Source organism: Bacteroides sp. 14(A) (assembly GCF_000526555.1).
GTDB classification, from domain to species: Bacteria; Bacteroidota; Bacteroidia; order Bacteroidales; family Bacteroidaceae; genus Bacteroides; species Bacteroides cellulosilyticus.
In genome coordinates this window covers 1,324,373-1,341,056 of the sequence record NZ_JAGH01000001.1, presented here as the reverse complement: position 1 = coordinate 1,341,056, position 16,684 = coordinate 1,324,373, and the positions used below count along the sequence as shown (strand labels likewise).

The following is a 16,684-nucleotide window of genomic DNA, read 5'->3' as shown; positions in this document are numbered from 1 at the left end:
ATGTGACTAATAAATCATTCACTTAAAACTTAAACGTATATCCCGCACCTACTACGTGCCCGTTCGTCTCATCATCATCTGCATGATTCTGATACCGATAGAAAAAATCGAGCGAATTCTTCTTATTGATTTTGTATCCGGTACCCAGTGTCCAGCGAGTTTTATCCAGAGCCCAACTATCGGACATGGAATGATATAATTCACAAGAAGCATAAGGTGCAAAACGAGATTTCTTAATATTCCATTCAGCCTGCAAGCGTGAACGAAGTACATTCTTACCTTTGCCGGTAATTTCCTCATCTGCTTTTTGGGAACCATCGTCCCCATCGTACTTGGAAACAAGCTGCGAAGTACGATACGTATACTGGTAACGTTCGCGCAAGGAAAATTCAAAGCGTTGCCAGTTCAACTTACCTGTCAAAGACAAGTACATACGATGACGGGGTGACCAGTAGTCAGAAACATAATTGCCTTTCTTGGTCATCTCTCCCGGACGATGGCTATAAATAAAAGTATATCCGCCATCCGCTTTCAAAAAAGAAGTGATGCGATAAGCCACACCCGCCCCCGCAGACCAGCGTTCAACATTATCCACACCATCACGAGTACGGAATTCACCTTCCACCGAAGCATCAAAGCCCGGGAAGATTTTCTTCTTTACCTCGGCACTGGTCCAAATGCCGAAGTCATCACTTTGGGCATATACTCCTGCAACCATTGTGCAGAGAAAAACAGCCAGTAAGGTTATTCGTCTATTCATTTTCTTCATTCTCCTTCCCTCGGTATCCGTCTTAGTGTATCAATTGTATTTATCTCTTCACTCTCCGGTTCATAATAAACCTTCAGTATCGCTGCATCTCGTAGGAAATCAATATGGCCCACTTCTACTTTCGTGATGCTAAGTCCTGTTCTATTTTCCAGATCCATAATCAATTCTGCCCTACGTTGCGGGGTAATCAATTCAATACGATCATACTGCACCAGCTTGCATGAAATATGTTTCAGCCAACGATTGCTTTCGCATAACCAGATACACAGAATAAATAATAAGTTTGTTGCTGTCAGTTCGGCATAACTCAACTGTACAGACAGAGCGTTGATGACGGAAATAGCTATAATCACAAACAGGTAGGTCATCTCACGCACAGGCATCGACTCTGTCCGGTAGCGAATTATGCCGAAGATAGCAAACAATCCAAGTGCAAACCCTATTTTCAGTTTTACACTGCCCAACAGGAATATCATCAGAAAAATGCTGATACTGATAAGCGTAAATGTGAAGAAGTAATCGCGACGACGGCTCTTCGGGTAATAAAAGAAACGAATAATGGCCACCACCACTACCATGTTGAGAACGAAGCGCAATATCAATTCCATAAATCCAGCCGCATCTATAAGCGGCGTCTCCATAAAGGCTAATTCAGCAAAATCGTTCATATACTATTTATTAATGTTTCTATATTTCGGGGAATTTCTGCCCTCCTCATTTTACGTACTTTCGGTTTGAAACGATTCTGTTTCAAGTTTTCATCCGTCAGTACACAACCCATGCAATATTTACTAAAACCTGCAGGATGTACATGCAAGCGACTTAATATATCGCGGATGGGCGATGATGTACGCCCGTCTCGCTTTAACTCCACCACAGCAAGACGTGGCAAGGCAGCATAATTCCCGTTCACCAGATTTCGGAAGCAAATATCCGTATCAATAGTAAGCCGTTCCGTCATTGCCCGGTTGACAAGAGTAATGCGCTGAAAACGATTCTCCAACTGTGGAGACAATTGCGGCAGCTTGTACCAGGCATACAAAGACAAGAAGTCATCCACACCTTCAGCAGACAGTTCATCAAGAGCAGTGATGCGTATACGCCGCTTGTCCGTGCGACCTTTATTATTCTTATTTTTGACTTCAAGAAAAGTTAATTGTGAAGCAACATAGGTACGTACCCTGATTTTCTCACGTACCGCCCGTCCGTTTTGATGTGCCCGATACATTGCTTTGTCTACAGTATCCAGATAAACAGTATGATAGACAATGTTCCGTTCTCCCGCCACTTCCTGTACACGATAATCGGCAGCAGCATAATGCAAAAGCACAGCCAGCGTTTCCAAAGGCAGCAGATATTTCGTATCCGTCCTGTTCATCAATCGGATACCACTCATTTCTTCCAGCGTGACAGGACCGAATATATCCAGCATTTCCACTATATCCTTCAATATTTCTTCTGTTATCATACCTGCTTCGTTTCTGCGACAAATGTAACCGCAGGAGTGAAACAAAGAAAATAGATTCAACCAACAAGTGATTTTTAACGATAAACACAATCAAAAACGATGTAGTTCTTCTGCCCTATTTTGCTCAAAACCGTTCTGTATGTGCATTTTTTGCCCGCATTTCTTGTCAGAACGAACAGTTTGACTAATTTTGCACGCTGATAATTAGTTAACCGGATAATTTCAGTAGCTGGACACTATGTACCTCCTACTCCTATTCCCGGCACTGACGCTCCAAAGAAATACTAATACTAATAATTAATAACATGAGTTTGAAAATCGTAGTATTGGCTAAACAAGTTCCCGACACACGTAATGTTGGGAAAGATGCCATGAAAGCCGACGGAACCATTAACCGTGCGGCACTCCCCGCTATCTTCAACCCCGAAGACTTGAACGCTCTTGAGCAAGCCCTCCGACTGAAAGATGCACATCCGGGCTCTACCGTAACCATCCTGACAATGGGACCGGGACGCGCAGCCGAAGTTATTCGTGAAGGAATGTTCCGCGGTGCCGACAACGGCTATCTGTTGACCGACCGTGCTTTTGCAGGTGCAGATACCCTTGCCACTTCGTACGCTCTTGCTACTGCCATCAGGAAGATAGGCGAGTATGACATCATCATCGGCGGACGTCAGGCTATCGACGGTGACACGGCTCAAGTGGGTCCGCAAGTTGCTGAAAAGCTCGGTCTGACACAGATCACTTATGCCGAAGAAATTCTGAATGTGGAGAAAACTACCGGACGTGTTGTCGTGAAACGTCACATTGACGGTGGTGTGGAAACTGTAGAAGGCCCTCTGCCCATCGTTATCACTGTGAACGGAAGTGCAGCTCCCTGCCGCCCACGCAACGCTAAGTTGGTACAGAAGTACAAACGTGCTCTCGGTGCACAGGAAAAAGCAGCTATCACCAAAGAAGGTGCTACCCTGCCTTATGCCGACCTCTACGAGAAGTACCCTTATCTGAACATCACCGAATGGAGTGTGGCAGACGTGAACGGTGACCTGGCACAATGCGGTCTCAGCGGTTCGCCCACTAAAGTAAAAACCATTCAGAACATCTCTTTCCAAGCCAAAGAGAGCCGTACACTGACCGGAAGCGACCAGGATGTAGAAGATCTTATTGTTGAACTACTCGCTAACCACACCATTGGGTAGTTAACAAGGCGACAAGAGACAAGGTAACAAGGCATGTCCTCGTCAACTTGTCAACTCGTCACCTCAAAAACTTAAAAGAAATATGAATAACGTATTTGTATATTGTGAGCTTGAAGGCACCGTAGTTGCCGAAGTAAGTCTCGAACTCCTTACCAAAGGACGCAAGTTAGCTAACCAACTGGGCTGCCAACTGGAAGCCGTTGTTGCCGGTACTAACCTTGCAGGCATCGAAAAACAAGTATTGCCCTTCGGCGTTGACCGTCTTCACGTCTTTGACGCTCCGGGCTTGTTCCCTTATACTTCACTGCCCCACTCTTCCGTACTTATCAATCTGTTCAAGGAAGAAAAACCGCAGATCTGTCTGATGGGCGCCACAGTTATCGGTCGTGACCTCGGTCCGCGCGTTTCTTCTGCACTGACCAGCGGCCTCACTGCCGACTGTACTTCACTGGAAATCGGTGAACACGAAGATAAAAAAGCAGGTGTGGTATATGAAAACCTGTTATATCAGATCCGTCCCGCATTCGGTGGTAATATCGTGGCAACCATCGTCAACCCCGAACATCGCCCGCAAATGGCAACCGTTCGCGAAGGCGTAATGAAGAAAGAGATTCTTAACGATAAGTATCAGGGCGAAGTTATCAACCATGACGTTGCCAAATACGTACCGACTACAGACTATGTAGTGAAAGTAATCGACCGCCATGTAGAGAAAGCGAAACACAACCTGAAAGGTGCTCCTATCGTTGTAGCCGGTGGTTATGGTATGGGTAGCCGTGAAAGCTTCGACATGCTGTTCGAACTGGCTAAAGAACTTCACGCTGAAGTAGGCGGCAGCCGCGCAGCTGTTGATGCAGGCTTCTGCGACCATGATCGTCAGATCGGCCAGACTGGTATTACGGTACGTCCGAAACTCTATATCGCCTGCGGTATCTCCGGACAAATCCAACACATCGCCGGTATGCAGGAAAGTGGCATTATCATCTCTATCAATAATGATGAAAATGCTCCTATCAATACCATCGCTGATTATGTAATCAACGGTACGGTAGAAGAAGTGATTCCGAAAATGATTAAGTACTACAAACAGAACAGTAAGTAAGCTATGGCTAATTTTTATACCGAAGTTCCTGAATTGAAGTTCCAACTGAACAACCCGATGATGGAACGTATCTGTGAGCTGAAAGAGCGCGGATACCAAGATAAAGACAAATTTGACTACGCTCCGCAAGACTATACGGATGCAATGGACTCTTATGATAAGGTGCTCGAAATCACCGGAGAAATCACCGGAGAGATTATCAACCCGAACGCCGAAGGCGTGGACGAAGAAGGTCCTCACTGTGCCAATGGTCGCGTAGAATATGCCAGCGGTACGAGACAAAACCTCGATGCTATGGTGAAAGCCGGCCTGAACGGTATGACTATGCCCCGCCGCTTCGGTGGATTGAACTTCCCGATCACTCCGTATACCATGTGCGCTGAAATCGTGGCTGCTGCCGATGCCGGTTTTGGTAATATCTGGTCTTTGCAGGACTGTATCGAAACACTGTATGAATTCGGCAACGAAGATCAACACAGCCGTTTCATTCCGCGTATCTGCGCTGGAGAAACCATGTCTATGGACTTGACAGAACCCGATGCCGGTTCCGATTTACAGAGTGTAATGCTGAAAGCTACATTTGATGAGAAAGAAAACTGCTGGCGCCTGAATGGTGTGAAACGTTTCATCACAAACGGTGACGCTGATTTACACCTCGTACTGGCTCGCTCGGAAGAAGGAACCAGAGATGGCCGTGGACTTTCCATGTTCATCTATGACAAGCGCGAAGGTGGTGTAGATGTACGCCGTATCGAGAATAAGTTAGGTATTCACGGTTCTCCTACTTGTGAGCTTGTTTACAAGAATGCAAAGGCTGAACTTTGTGGTGATCGTAAACTCGGTTTGATTAAATACGTAATGGCGCTGATGAACGGTGCCCGTTTGGGTATCGCCGCACAATCCGTAGGTTTGTCACAAGCCGCCTATAATGAAGGTCTGGCATACGCAAAAGACCGTAAGCAATTCAGTAAAGCTATTATTGAATTTCCGGCTGTATATGACATGCTGGCTATCATGAAAGCTAAGTTGGATGCAGGTCGTGCTTTGTTGTACCAAACATCTCGCTATGTGGACATTTACAAAGCTTTGGATGATATCTCTCGCGAACGTAAACTGACTCCGGAAGAACGTCAGGAACAAAAGAAGTATTCCAAACTTGCTGATGCCTTTACTCCGCTGGCCAAAGGTATGAACTCCGAATATGCAAACCAGAATGCCTATGATTGTATCCAGATTCACGGCGGTTCCGGCTTCATGTTGGAATATGCTTGTCAACGTATCTATCGCGACGCCCGTATCACCAGCATCTACGAAGGTACGACTCAGTTGCAGACTGTAGCCGCCATCCGTTATGTAACAAACGGTTCATACGCTGCTACTCTCCGCGATTACGAAACAATTCCTTGCAGCGAAGAAATGCAACCGTTGATGGATCGCCTGAAAGAGATGACGAATAAGTTTGAAGCTGTCACCAACGCAACGAAAGAAGCTGCAAACCAAGAGCTGCTGGACTTCGTAGCTCGCCGTCTTTACGAAATGGCTGCTGTATGTGTGATGTCTCATCTTCTCATTCAGGATGCAACAAAAGCACCTGAACTGTTTGCAAAGTCAGCTGTTGTCTATCTGAACTACGCTGAAGCTGAAGTAGAAAAGCACTTCAATTTCATCCGCAAGTTCAAAGCTGAAGAACTGGATAATTACCGTAAATAATTAACCGATTAACTATATTCAAAGAAGGCTGTCTCAAACGAATGAGACAGCCTTCTTTGTCATAAATAGCACCTTTACCGGAACAACCTCAACTGACTGCGCAGCTCATGAAGTTCATTCTGCATCTCCTCCATACGCTGTAACAGATGATGGATAGCATCAATCCCTTCAATATTGATGGACAAGTCATAATACATGCGGCTGTAACGTTCTACGTCCGGTAATTGAGTAAACGTCAGATAACGTTCTCCACCTTCAGTCATTACTTCTATCAAGCCACCTTCCTGTAATAAGTCGATAAACGACGGTTCAATGTGGCACTTGCGACAATATTCGCTGACTATGATTAATTCATTCTGCATAGTGATACCTCCTTTTAGTTCATACTTTGAAGTTTACGGAACAACTCTTTCTGTGCTTCCGTTAAGTTCGTCGGCAGTTTCACGGAATAAGTCACAATGAGGTCACCGAACTGTCCTTCTTTCTTATATACAGGGAATCCCTTGCCTTTCAGACGGGCTTTCGTACCGTTCTGTGTCTCGGGTTTCACTTTCAGCTTTACCTTTCCATCCAAAGTATCTACCAGCTGGTCTCCACCCAGGATAGCGGTATAAAGATCAATGGGAACATCTACATACAAGTCATCTCCCAAACGTTTGAATACCGGATCATCCGCAATCACAAACGTTATGTACAAGTCTCCGGCAGGTCCACCATTCACACCTTCGCCACCGTAACCTTTCAATTTAATGACTTGCCCGTTTGCCACGCCGGCAGGAATGGTAATACGTACATTCTTCCCGTTTACAGTCAACACTTGTTTATGAGTCTGGGCTGCATCACGAAGTGACAGATTCAAATCTGCATGGTAATCCTGACCACGAAAACCTGCATTAGAACTACCACGTCCCCTGTTTCCGAACATAGATTCAAAGAAATCGGAGAAGCCACCACCATGCCCGGAAAATTCCTGTCCATCGGACGAATACCAATAAGATCCGTTACCATCCGTACCATAGCCTGCACCCGAACCGCTACCAAAACCACCAAAGCCACCTGCGCCTGCTTCCTGACGGGCACGCTTCTGTGCTTCAAATTCATCGGCATGCTTCCAATGTTCACCGTACTCATCGTACTTCTTACGTTTCTCAGGGTCACTTAGCACTTCGTTTGCTTCATTAATCGCCTGAAATTTATCCTTGGCAGAAGAATCGTTCGGATTCAGATCAGGATGATATTTACGTGCCAACTTACGGAACGCCTTTTTTATATCATTCTGACTTGCCGTCTTGTCCACCCCAAGGACTTGATAATAATCTATATAAGCCATAGTCTATTAATTTTGTTATTCTTATATACCCTATCACAAATAACGCACCAATCAGGTGTTTTGAACACTAAAATACGTAAACGAAAATTAAAAAGAAGTATTAAAAACAATAATATAAAGATAATCAACATATTAACCAGTAGTAAAAGCTTTTACCTATGCTACTCAATTTTCAAAATAATGTAAACGACACATAACATCAATTAATTATTCATACTAAAACTTCCTAAAATAAATAGAAAACGCTTTATTTGTATGTGAGTAATGCAGTCACAGAAAACAATTTTCCCCCAACCTTAATATATTGACTTATTATGAAAAGTAACCATTGGCTACTTACGGTAGCACTCACTTTCATCGTTCTGCAAGTAAAAGCGGATTCATGGATACGTATTAACCAACTTGGCTACTTGCCGCAATCTGTAAAAGTGGCAGTATTTATGAGTGAAGAACCAGCTGACATACAAGAGTATGCACTGATAGACGCCTTCACGGGACAAACCGTCCGAACTTTCAATTCTACCAAAGCAACCGGAAAAATGGGACTCATGAAGAGTACCTATCGTCTGGACTTCAGTGATTTTAACCAGCCAGGAACTTATTATCTGAAAGCGGGAAAAGCGGTCTCACCTCGTTTTCCCATCAATAATCATGTGTACAATGGGACTGCTGACTTCTTGCTGAACTACATGCGTCAGCAACGTTGCGGCTATAATCCCTTTTTGAAAGACAGTTGCCATGTGCACGACGGCTACATCCTATACCATCCCACCAAAACAGGACAACGCATTGATGTTCGAGGCGGTTGGCACGATGCAACTGATTATTTGCAATATACCACAACTTCCGCCAATGCCATTTATCAGATGATGTTTGCCTATCAGGAAAATCCAAACTCATTCGGTGATTTCTATGATGCTGCCGGGCTCCCCGGTGCTAACGGCATTCCCGACATTGTGGACGAAATCAAATGGGGACTGGACTGGCTGAATCGTATGAACCCTGCTCCCGGTGAACTATATAATCAGATTGCCGACGACCGCGACCATGCCGGTATGCGCCTGCCCAATAAAGATGAGGTAGATTATGGTTACGGTCCGGGTAAAGGACGCCCCGTTTACTTCTGTAGTGGCGAACCTCAGGTACGCGGTCAATTTATGAATGCTACCACAGGCGTGGCAAGCACAGCAGGTAAGTTTGCTTCCTGTTTCGCTCTTGGTGCCCGCCTATTAAAAGACTTCTATCCGGAATTTGCAGCGGAGATTGGTGCAAAAGCGGATGCAGCTTATCAGGAAGGTGTAAAGAAACCGGGTGCTTGTCAGACAGCCTCCGTCAAGTCTCCTTATATTTATGAAGAAGATAATTGGGTAGACGATATGGAACTGGGCGCTATGGAACTTTTCAAAAGTACCGGAGATTTTAAATACCTGGAGCAAGCCGTTGAATACGGACGTCGCGAACCTGTTACTCCATGGATGGGTGCTGACAGTGCCCGCCATTACCAATGGTATCCATTCATGAATATGGGACATTATCATCTGGCAAAAGTACATAACGACCGCCTTAGCAAAGAATTTATCCGAAATATGCATGCCGGCATAGCACGCACCTACGAGAAAGCCGTTGAAAGTCCTTTCATGCACGGCATTCCTTACACCTGGTGCTCCAATAACCTGACAACTGCCATGCTGACACAATGCCGTCTGTATCGTGAAGCAACAGGTGACGAAACTTATAAAGAAATGGAAGCCGGCATGCTTGACTGGTTGTTCGGTTGCAATCCCTGGGGAACCAGCATGATTGTAGAACTCCCTCTATATGGAGATTACCCTTCTCAACCGCACTCTTCATTACTCAACGCAGGTGTAGGAAATACTACAGGCGGTCTCGTAGACGGCCCTGTATACCGCACTATTTTCGAAAGCCTCCGCGGAGTAAACATGACAGGTATTCCCGGTACTCCCGGACAGGATTATGAACGTTTCCAGCCTGACCTGATGGTATATCATGATGCCATTCATGACTACTCCACGAACGAACCGACCATGGACGGAACAGCTTGTCTCACTTATTATCTCTCCGCCATGCAGAAAGAAGGTATGAAGCAGGCGGACATTCAGAGTGATAAGAATGTATATGTAAATGACGGTATCATCCGCACTGATCCATCAAAGAAACAAATAACGCTTGTCTTTACTGCCGCCGATAAAGCAGACGGTGCTGATGCTATTATCAGCACACTGAAGAAACATGGCATCAAAGGCGGTTTCTTCTTCACCGGTGAATTTTATGAGCTTTATCCCGATGTAGTAAAACGACTGCGTGCAGAAGGCCATCTGGTAGGTAGCCACAGCTATGGACACTTATTGTATATGCCATGGGAAAACCGTGATTCATTATTGGTGACACGCGAGCAATTTGAGCTGGATATGCTGAAGAGTTACGAAGTTATGCGCAAAGCAGGTATCGAATACAAAGATGCTCCGGTATATATTCCGCCTTACGAATATTATAATAAAGAAATTGCCGCATGGGCAAAGAATATGGGTATACAACTTATCAACTATACACCCGGCACGATGAGCAATGCGGACTATACCACTCCGGACATGGGTGCCAAATACCGTAGCAGTAAGTTCATCTATGACAAAATCATGGAGGTAGAGAAAAAAGAAGGATTAAACGGGCACCTGATGTTGATACACTTCGGTACCGACGACCGCCGTACAGATAAGTTCTACAATGGTTATCTGGACAAAATGATTAAAACGCTGAAACGGAAAGGTTATACTTTCGTACCCGTCCTTGAAGCAACAGGAATATAGTTCATACCCATAGTTATTATAAAAAGGTTAGTTAAAGGTTATCATGCAAAGGTATTTAAGGTAATATTCAATCGGTTTGTTTTCAGTAGACTTTTTCCCACCCCCAAGGGAAAAAGTTGCAAACCAAAGCTCCATGCCTGCGAAGGTCCGGAGCTTTTTCTATTGTCAGATTTAAATAAATGCGTAATAACGAAGAATCAGAAACTATCCTTCACTGCCTGCAACAAAGATTGAATATCTTCTTCTGTCGTATCAAAAGAGGTCACAAAACGAATTTCATTTTCAGCTTCATTCCAGAAATAAAAGAAGTAAGACTTCATCAATCTATCAATAACCGGACGAGGCATAGTCAGGAACAACTGATTACTCTCCATCTTTTGTGTGAATTGTACATCCGGCAATGTTTGCAACCCTTCATATAGTTTACGTGCCATCGCATTGGCATGTGCAGCATTCTTTTTCCACAAATCATCCGTAAGATACGCTGTAAACTGACAAGAAAGGTAACGTAATTTAGAAGCTAACTGAGCCGACTGTTTCCGTACATAGAGCGCTTCCTTTTTCAGGTCCGAATTGAAGATTATTACACTTTCACCTAACATCAATCCATTCTTCGTTCCACCGAAACTAAGAATATCAATGCCACAATCCACTGTCAGTTCCTTGAAGCTGAGATTCAACGCAACACAAGCATTCGCTAAACGTGCCCCATCCATGTGCACATACATACCATATTCATGCGCCAAGGTAGTCAGCGCTTTCAATTCTTCCGGAGTATAGACAGTACCTAATTCCGAACATTGAGAAATATAAACAGCACCCGGTTGAGAATGATGCTGTTCCCCGAAGTTCTTCAGATAAGGACGTATCAACTCCGGCGTCAGTTTACCATCCGGCGTTGCAATAGGACGTATCTGGCATCCCGTCATACGGGCAGGTGCACCACATTCATCTACGTAAATATGTGCAGTCTCCGCACAAAGAATTAAATTATAAGGGCGGGTAGCCAACTGCAAAGCTACCGCATTACTTCCTGTTCCATTGAAAACAAACAGTGGCTCACAATCAGGCGAAAATGTCTCTTTAATTTTGCGAACGGCTTCCTTAGTCCAAGGATCGTCACCATAGCCAACTGCGTGATTTTGGTTTGCCCGGTTCAGCGCCTCCATCACCAATGGATGTACACCGGAATTGTTGTCTGAAGCAAAACTTCTCATAATTATATTGATTTTATCGATAAATAGTTATAGCGTATAAATAATCCTTTAGCTCTAAAAAATATGCAAAGGAACGAAATAATTCGTTAGTAGAAAAAAAGAAGCGTGGATTTTACAATCCACGCTTTCGTTTAGGTTTTCAATCGGTTTTTTCATTCTTACCCGATATAAACATTCACGCCCAAAAAAATGTAGAGCTCTCCGTCCTCCTGGTGCAATACGATCTTGTCTTCACAAGCTAACCATCCCAGGGCCGCTCCCAGTTCTTTGTCCTTCAGCCCGGACTTTCTCTTCAAAGTCCCATAGTCCCACTTGGCATAATTGCTAAGCAACCTCCAAATTTTGCCTGCGTTCAGGCCGATGTCGCTTTTGTTCATCTCTTTTCGTCATTAAAAAGGTTAAATAATTGATTGGTGATTTGTTTAGGTTATCCTATTATCAGCCTAAAGGTATCACTTTTTATTTATAAAACATAAAAAACGAACAAAAGATATTCTTTTTAATCAAAATTGTAACAGTTTCGTAACAATATACAGGTAATATAAGAAGAAACAGGCCAAAAAAGAGAAAAAAAGACCACAGCCCCTTCAGAGAGATGCTGTGGTCATTTATTATAATTATAAATTCAGGGAAAAACGGGTATTACATCATGCCACCCATACCACCCATGCCGGGAGCACCCATTGGCATTTCAGGTTTGTCTTCCTTCTTCTCAACAATTACACATTCAGTAGTCAGGAACATACCTGCAATAGAGGCAGCGTTTTCCAAAGCTACGCGAGCTACTTTTGCAGGATCAACGACACCGGCAGCATGCAGATTTTCATATACATCAGTACGGGCATTGTAACCGAAGTCACCTTTACCTTCGCGTACTTTCTGTACAACTACAGCACCTTCTTTACCTGCATTGGCTACGATCTGGCGCAACGGCTCTTCAATAGCACGCTTGATAATGTCAACACCTGTAGTCTCATCGATGTTATCACCTTTGAAACCTTCCAATGCATCGAGTGCACGGATGTAAGCTACACCACCACCTGGTACGATACCTTCTTCAATAGCAGCACGTGTTGCACGTAAAGCATCGTCTACACGATCTTTCTTCTCCTTCATTTCAACTTCAGAAGCAGCACCTACGTAAAGAACAGCAACACCACCAGACAATTTAGCCAGACGTTCTTGCAATTTTTCTTTGTCATAATCAGATTTAGTAGCAGCAATCTGAGCTTTGATTTGTTCACAACGTTCCTTGATATTTTGTTTGTCACCGGCACCGTTTACGATGGTAGTGTTATCTTTAGAAACTGTGATCTTATCAGCAGTACCCAACATTTCGATGGTAGCTTGTTCTAGCTTCAGACCTTTTTCCTCGCTGATCACTACACCACCAGTCAATACGGCGATATCTTCCAGCATTTCTTTACGACGATCACCGAATCCCGGAGCTTTCACAGCACAAATCTTCAACTGAGAACGCAGACGGTTTACAACCAACGTAGTCAAAGCTTCACTGTCCACATCTTCTGCGATTACCAACAGAGGACGTCCGGTTTGTACAGCCGGTTCCAGGATAGGCAAGAAATCTTTCAGGTTAGAAATCTTCTTGTCGTAGATCAAGATGTATGGTTTTTCCATTTCGCACTCCATCTTCTCCGTATTAGTAACGAAGTAAGCGGAAAGATAACCACGATCGAACTGCATACCTTCTACCACACCAATAGTAGTATCGGTACCCTTAGCTTCTTCGATAGTAATTACACCGTCTTTAGAAACCTTACGCATAGCATCAGCGATCAACTTACCGATAACCGGATCATTGTTTGCAGATACCGAAGCAACCTGTTCAATCTTATCGTAGTTGTCACCTACTTTTTCAGCTTGTGACTTAATTGAGTCAACCACTTTGGCAACAGCCTTGTCAATACCACGTTTGATATCCATAGGGCTTGCACCGGCAGTTACGTTCTTCAAGCCTTCAGCAACAATAGCCTGTGCCAATACAGTAGCAGTAGTAGTACCGTCACCGGCATCGTCACCAGTCTTGGAAGCTACTTCTTTCACCAACTGTGCACCCGTATTCTGGTATGCGTCAGACAATTCCACTTCTTTAGCTACAGTTACACCGTCTTTCGTGATGTGAGGAGCACCGAATTTCTTTTCGATAATCACGTTACGACCTTTAGGGCCGAGAGTTACTTTCACTGCATTTGCCAGTGTATCGATACCTTTTTTCAATTGGTCGCGGGCATCGATATTGAATAATATTTCTTTTGCCATAATGATATTTACAATTTAAATATTTTATAATTACTATATTAACCTAACACAGCGAGTACGTCACTTTGACGCATAATCAGATATTTAGTGCCTTCAACTTCCAGTTCGGTACCAGCATACTTGCCATACAAAACAGTGTCGCCCACCTTCAATACCATCTCTTCATCTTTCGTACCGTGACCAACTGCCACAACTTCACCTTTCAAAGGTTTTTCTTTTGCTGTATCCGGAATAATGATACCGCCAATTGTTTTCTCTTCTGCAGGTGCAGGGAGTATCAGCACTCTGTCTGCCAATGGTTTAATGTTCATAGTTCTTTTGTTTTTTATATGTTATACATTTATTATAGTAATGTCTTGTCTCATTTTAGTGAGACGCAGAACAAATTGCGAAAATCGTGCCAAACAGTAAAGCGAAATTTCTGTCAGTATTAAACTGCCAATTTGGCAAAGAATAAGACAATATACCATTATTTTTAGAGAAGATAAACGGCATCTCAGCATAACTTTTCTATGCAAGCATGAAAGTTATGCTTTCTATTTGCATTATCTTTGCACCCTCAAAAAACGTTTTTAGAACATGAATGCAGTCTGGATTGTTTTACCTATTCTCACATTATTAATGTTTGAGTTGGGACTAACACTTGAAATTAAAGATTTTAAATTATTTCGTCAACGTCCCTATCCTGTTTTTGCAGGATTGATAGGACAGATAATCCTTTTACCAATATTGGCTTTTGCATTGGGTTATCTGTTTCATTTGGAACCTCTGTTCTTTATCGGCCTGGTACTTATTGCTTGTTCTCCGGGTGGGAGTTCTTCCAATATATTCTCTATGATAGCTAAAGGTGATGTCGCACTTTCCGTATCACTGACTGCACTCAGCAGTATTATTACTTTGTTTACTATTCCTGTCATTATGGAGTTTGCTACGCAAATTGCAGGAGACAATAGTGGAATAACAATACACCTACCTGTCGGCAGCCTCATTATCCAGAATCTACTGCTCATGTTGCTCCCTATCGCAATAGGCGTTTTAACCAAACACTTTTGCCCTAAAGCAGCCGAACGGATACACAAAGTATTATCCAAGGTTGCCTTCCCTGCTTTGATTTTATTAGCTACTGTTTTCTTCATACAACATCATGAAACGATAGCTGCACAGATCGGCCGATTAGGTCTGTGCATCACACTAATGATATTATTGGCTATGGGTGGAGGATATTTAATCTCCCAGTTAATGAAATTGAACAGGAAAGAACAGCGTACTCTTATCATTGAAATAGGCATGCAAAATGCAGCCCAAAGTATTGCTATTGCAAGTAGCCCGTTTATTTTCAATAATGACATAATTGCCATACCGGCTATAATTTATGCACTGATGATGAATATAATTCTATTAGTATATGTGGGAATAGTGAAGCGGAAATAACACAAACTTGTAAATTAAAGTAGTATATTTTTCTATATTCAGACTTAAATTACTACATTTGTGAGAATCACCATAGTAAGGTAAACCTAAAACAATATTAATATGAAAAATAAAAGTTTCCTCGGACTGTTGTTATTCTCCTGTATCTGCTTAACTGCTATTGCACAAGAAACTACAAAACCAGTTAAGGCCATTTATGTAAACGCTGACCAGAATATTCTTTTTGACAAACTGATTGACTTCGTACAGAATAATGAATATTTCATTCTATCGCTGGACAAGCAAGCAGGTTTCATACAAGCCCAGAAACCTGTTGAAATAAAAAAAGTATTCAAACCAAATGAACGGAGAACTTTGAATTTTGTCATCAGGCCTATTAATGAGAATTTATCGCAGATAACTTTAAATATTCGTTGCGAAGAAAAGCACTGGGGAGGCAGCGAATCCGGTCATGTCTATTACTACGATGACAAAGGTGTCAGTCAGAATAGCGATTTATACCAGAATATATGGGATGAACTAAAGTCTGCATTAGTGCCCTATCAGCAAGTTATATTTACAACAGTAACAACGCCCGCTCCCACCAAAGCCCTTCCTGCTGAAACAACCCTTAACTCTCTGCCTAAAGCATTCTTAAAAAACGGTTTCCCATTGTTGGTAGAACGTTGCCGCACAGTGCTTGCATCAGCATACATGACCCAGAAACTACTAAGCGAACATACAGATATCCCCGGTTGGGAAGGGTACCCGGTGAAACTCTATGAATATTACACCGGGAAAGATATAAAAAAAGGAGTAGCCAAGCGCGGACTGGTATACTTGCTGAACCCAAATGCAGAACAACTTGCCACATGGATTGCCACCACTTGCTGGGAAGTTAAGCAAAGTACAGATACCACATACCTGTATAAACTCGCAGAATTTATCAAACGGCAATCAGGGGCACAATTCCCTGTACAAGGAGTAGTATACGAGGATATGTATACCAAGAACTTCTATGAACCATATATTTTCAAAGACGGAGTAACTGTATATGTAGCAGATAGTACCAAAATGCCGACAGATAAGCATTGCACCGATGAGCAACTGGAGTTTTACCTGCATATGACGAATGCCGACTTAAAACCAAACACCGGCAGATATGCCCGCATTTGCAGTACAAACCGTACTCAATATTACAAAAATGGAGGTAAAACAGATGTGGGAGATAATGATGAACACCGTAACCAGTCATGGTTGAATGTAGTTCGCCAACTTTATCAACTGGCTTGGCTTTCAGATCGCAACGAATTAATGATTGCCTGGGCAAAAGAACAACTGTAAATAGCAGGTTTAAGGCATACCAATCCTATT

At 43.2% G+C, this 16,684-nt stretch carries 15 protein-coding genes; 6 read left to right on the top strand and 9 right to left on the bottom strand.

Annotated features, from left to right (window positions below):
- Window positions 1–22 precede the first annotated feature (22 nt).
- From K429_RS0105025 to K429_RS0105015, 3 genes are read right to left on the bottom strand one after another with little or no spacing between them, the layout of a single operon-like run.
- Window positions 23–769 carry a DUF2490 domain-containing protein gene (locus K429_RS0105025; protein WP_007214852.1) on the bottom strand — a complete coding sequence of 249 codons (747 nt, stop codon included), beginning with the start codon at window positions 767–769 and terminating at the stop codon, window positions 23–25.
- The gene (locus tag K429_RS0105020; RefSeq protein ID WP_007217367.1) at window positions 766–1,437 is read right to left on the bottom strand and encodes a DUF4956 domain-containing protein; all 672 of its coding nucleotides are present in this window, start codon (window positions 1,435–1,437) and stop codon (window positions 766–768) included. Before K429_RS0105020 ends, K429_RS0105025 begins: the two co-directional genes overlap by 4 nt.
- Window positions 1,434–2,237 (bottom strand): polyphosphate polymerase domain-containing protein, encoded by an 804-nt coding sequence (locus tag K429_RS0105015; RefSeq protein WP_081593079.1) that lies wholly within the window; start codon window positions 2,235–2,237, stop codon window positions 1,434–1,436. Before K429_RS0105015 ends, K429_RS0105020 begins: the two co-directional genes overlap by 4 nt.
- A 305-nt stretch (window positions 2,238–2,542) precedes the next feature.
- Here K429_RS0105015 and K429_RS0105010 point away from each other — a divergent pair, with 305 nt between their 5' ends.
- From K429_RS0105010 to K429_RS0105000, 3 genes are all read left to right on the top strand, one after another.
- Entirely contained in the window at window positions 2,543–3,436 is an 894-nt protein-coding gene (locus tag K429_RS0105010; RefSeq protein ID WP_007217365.1) for an electron transfer flavoprotein subunit beta/FixA family protein, read from the top strand.
- Window positions 3,437–3,518: 82 nt separating this feature from the next.
- Window positions 3,519–4,538 (top strand): electron transfer flavoprotein subunit alpha/FixB family protein, encoded by a 1,020-nt coding sequence (locus K429_RS0105005; RefSeq protein ID WP_007214856.1) that lies wholly within the window; start codon window positions 3,519–3,521, stop codon window positions 4,536–4,538.
- A 3-nt stretch (window positions 4,539–4,541) separates the two neighbouring features.
- Window positions 4,542–6,248 carry an acyl-CoA dehydrogenase family protein gene (locus K429_RS0105000; protein ID WP_007214857.1) on the top strand — a complete coding sequence of 569 codons (1,707 nt, stop codon included), beginning with the start codon at window positions 4,542–4,544 and terminating at the stop codon, window positions 6,246–6,248.
- A 74-nt stretch (window positions 6,249–6,322) separates the two neighbouring features.
- Here K429_RS0105000 and K429_RS0104995 read toward each other — a convergent pair whose 3' ends face one another.
- The gene (locus tag K429_RS0104995) at window positions 6,323–6,610 is read right to left on the bottom strand and encodes a chaperone modulator CbpM (RefSeq protein WP_007214858.1); all 288 of its coding nucleotides are present in this window, start codon (window positions 6,608–6,610) and stop codon (window positions 6,323–6,325) included.
- A gap of 14 nt (window positions 6,611–6,624) precedes the next feature.
- Complete coding sequence (locus K429_RS0104990; RefSeq protein ID WP_007214859.1) at window positions 6,625–7,578, bottom strand: DnaJ C-terminal domain-containing protein; 954 nt, start codon at window positions 7,576–7,578, stop codon at window positions 6,625–6,627.
- 314 nt (window positions 7,579–7,892) lie between these two features.
- On the opposite strand from K429_RS0104990, the gene K429_RS0104985 reads away from it, so the two are divergent.
- The gene (locus K429_RS0104985) at window positions 7,893–10,403 is read left to right on the top strand and encodes a glycoside hydrolase family 9 protein (RefSeq protein WP_007214860.1); all 2,511 of its coding nucleotides are present in this window, start codon (window positions 7,893–7,895) and stop codon (window positions 10,401–10,403) included.
- A 197-nt stretch (window positions 10,404–10,600) separates the two neighbouring features.
- Here the strand turns inward: K429_RS0104985 and K429_RS0104975 are convergent, their stop codons facing one another.
- From K429_RS0104975 to K429_RS0104960, 4 genes are all read right to left on the bottom strand, one after another.
- Window positions 10,601–11,620: a low specificity L-threonine aldolase gene (locus K429_RS0104975; RefSeq protein ID WP_025726225.1), complete on the bottom strand. Its 1,020-nt coding sequence runs from the start codon at window positions 11,618–11,620 to the stop codon at window positions 10,601–10,603.
- A 158-nt stretch (window positions 11,621–11,778) separates the two neighbouring features.
- A complete protein-coding gene (locus K429_RS0104970; RefSeq protein ID WP_007214862.1) occupies window positions 11,779–11,997 on the bottom strand; it encodes a winged helix-turn-helix domain-containing protein in 219 nt (72 codons plus the stop codon).
- Between the two features lie 265 nt (window positions 11,998–12,262).
- Complete coding sequence (gene groL, locus K429_RS0104965; RefSeq protein ID WP_007217362.1) at window positions 12,263–13,900, bottom strand: chaperonin GroEL; 1,638 nt, start codon at window positions 13,898–13,900, stop codon at window positions 12,263–12,265.
- A 38-nt stretch (window positions 13,901–13,938) separates the two neighbouring features.
- Window positions 13,939–14,211 carry a co-chaperone GroES gene (locus K429_RS0104960; protein ID WP_005679636.1) on the bottom strand — a complete coding sequence of 91 codons (273 nt, stop codon included), beginning with the start codon at window positions 14,209–14,211 and terminating at the stop codon, window positions 13,939–13,941.
- Between the two features lie 268 nt (window positions 14,212–14,479).
- On the opposite strand from K429_RS0104960, the gene K429_RS0104955 reads away from it, so the two are divergent.
- Both K429_RS0104955 and K429_RS0104950 read left to right on the top strand, forming a co-directional pair.
- Complete coding sequence (locus K429_RS0104955) at window positions 14,480–15,331, top strand: bile acid:sodium symporter family protein (RefSeq protein ID WP_025726224.1); 852 nt, start codon at window positions 14,480–14,482, stop codon at window positions 15,329–15,331.
- A 102-nt stretch (window positions 15,332–15,433) separates the two neighbouring features.
- Window positions 15,434–16,654 carry a hypothetical protein gene (locus K429_RS0104950; protein WP_025726223.1) on the top strand — a complete coding sequence of 407 codons (1,221 nt, stop codon included), beginning with the start codon at window positions 15,434–15,436 and terminating at the stop codon, window positions 16,652–16,654.
- Window positions 16,655–16,684 lie beyond the last annotated feature (30 nt).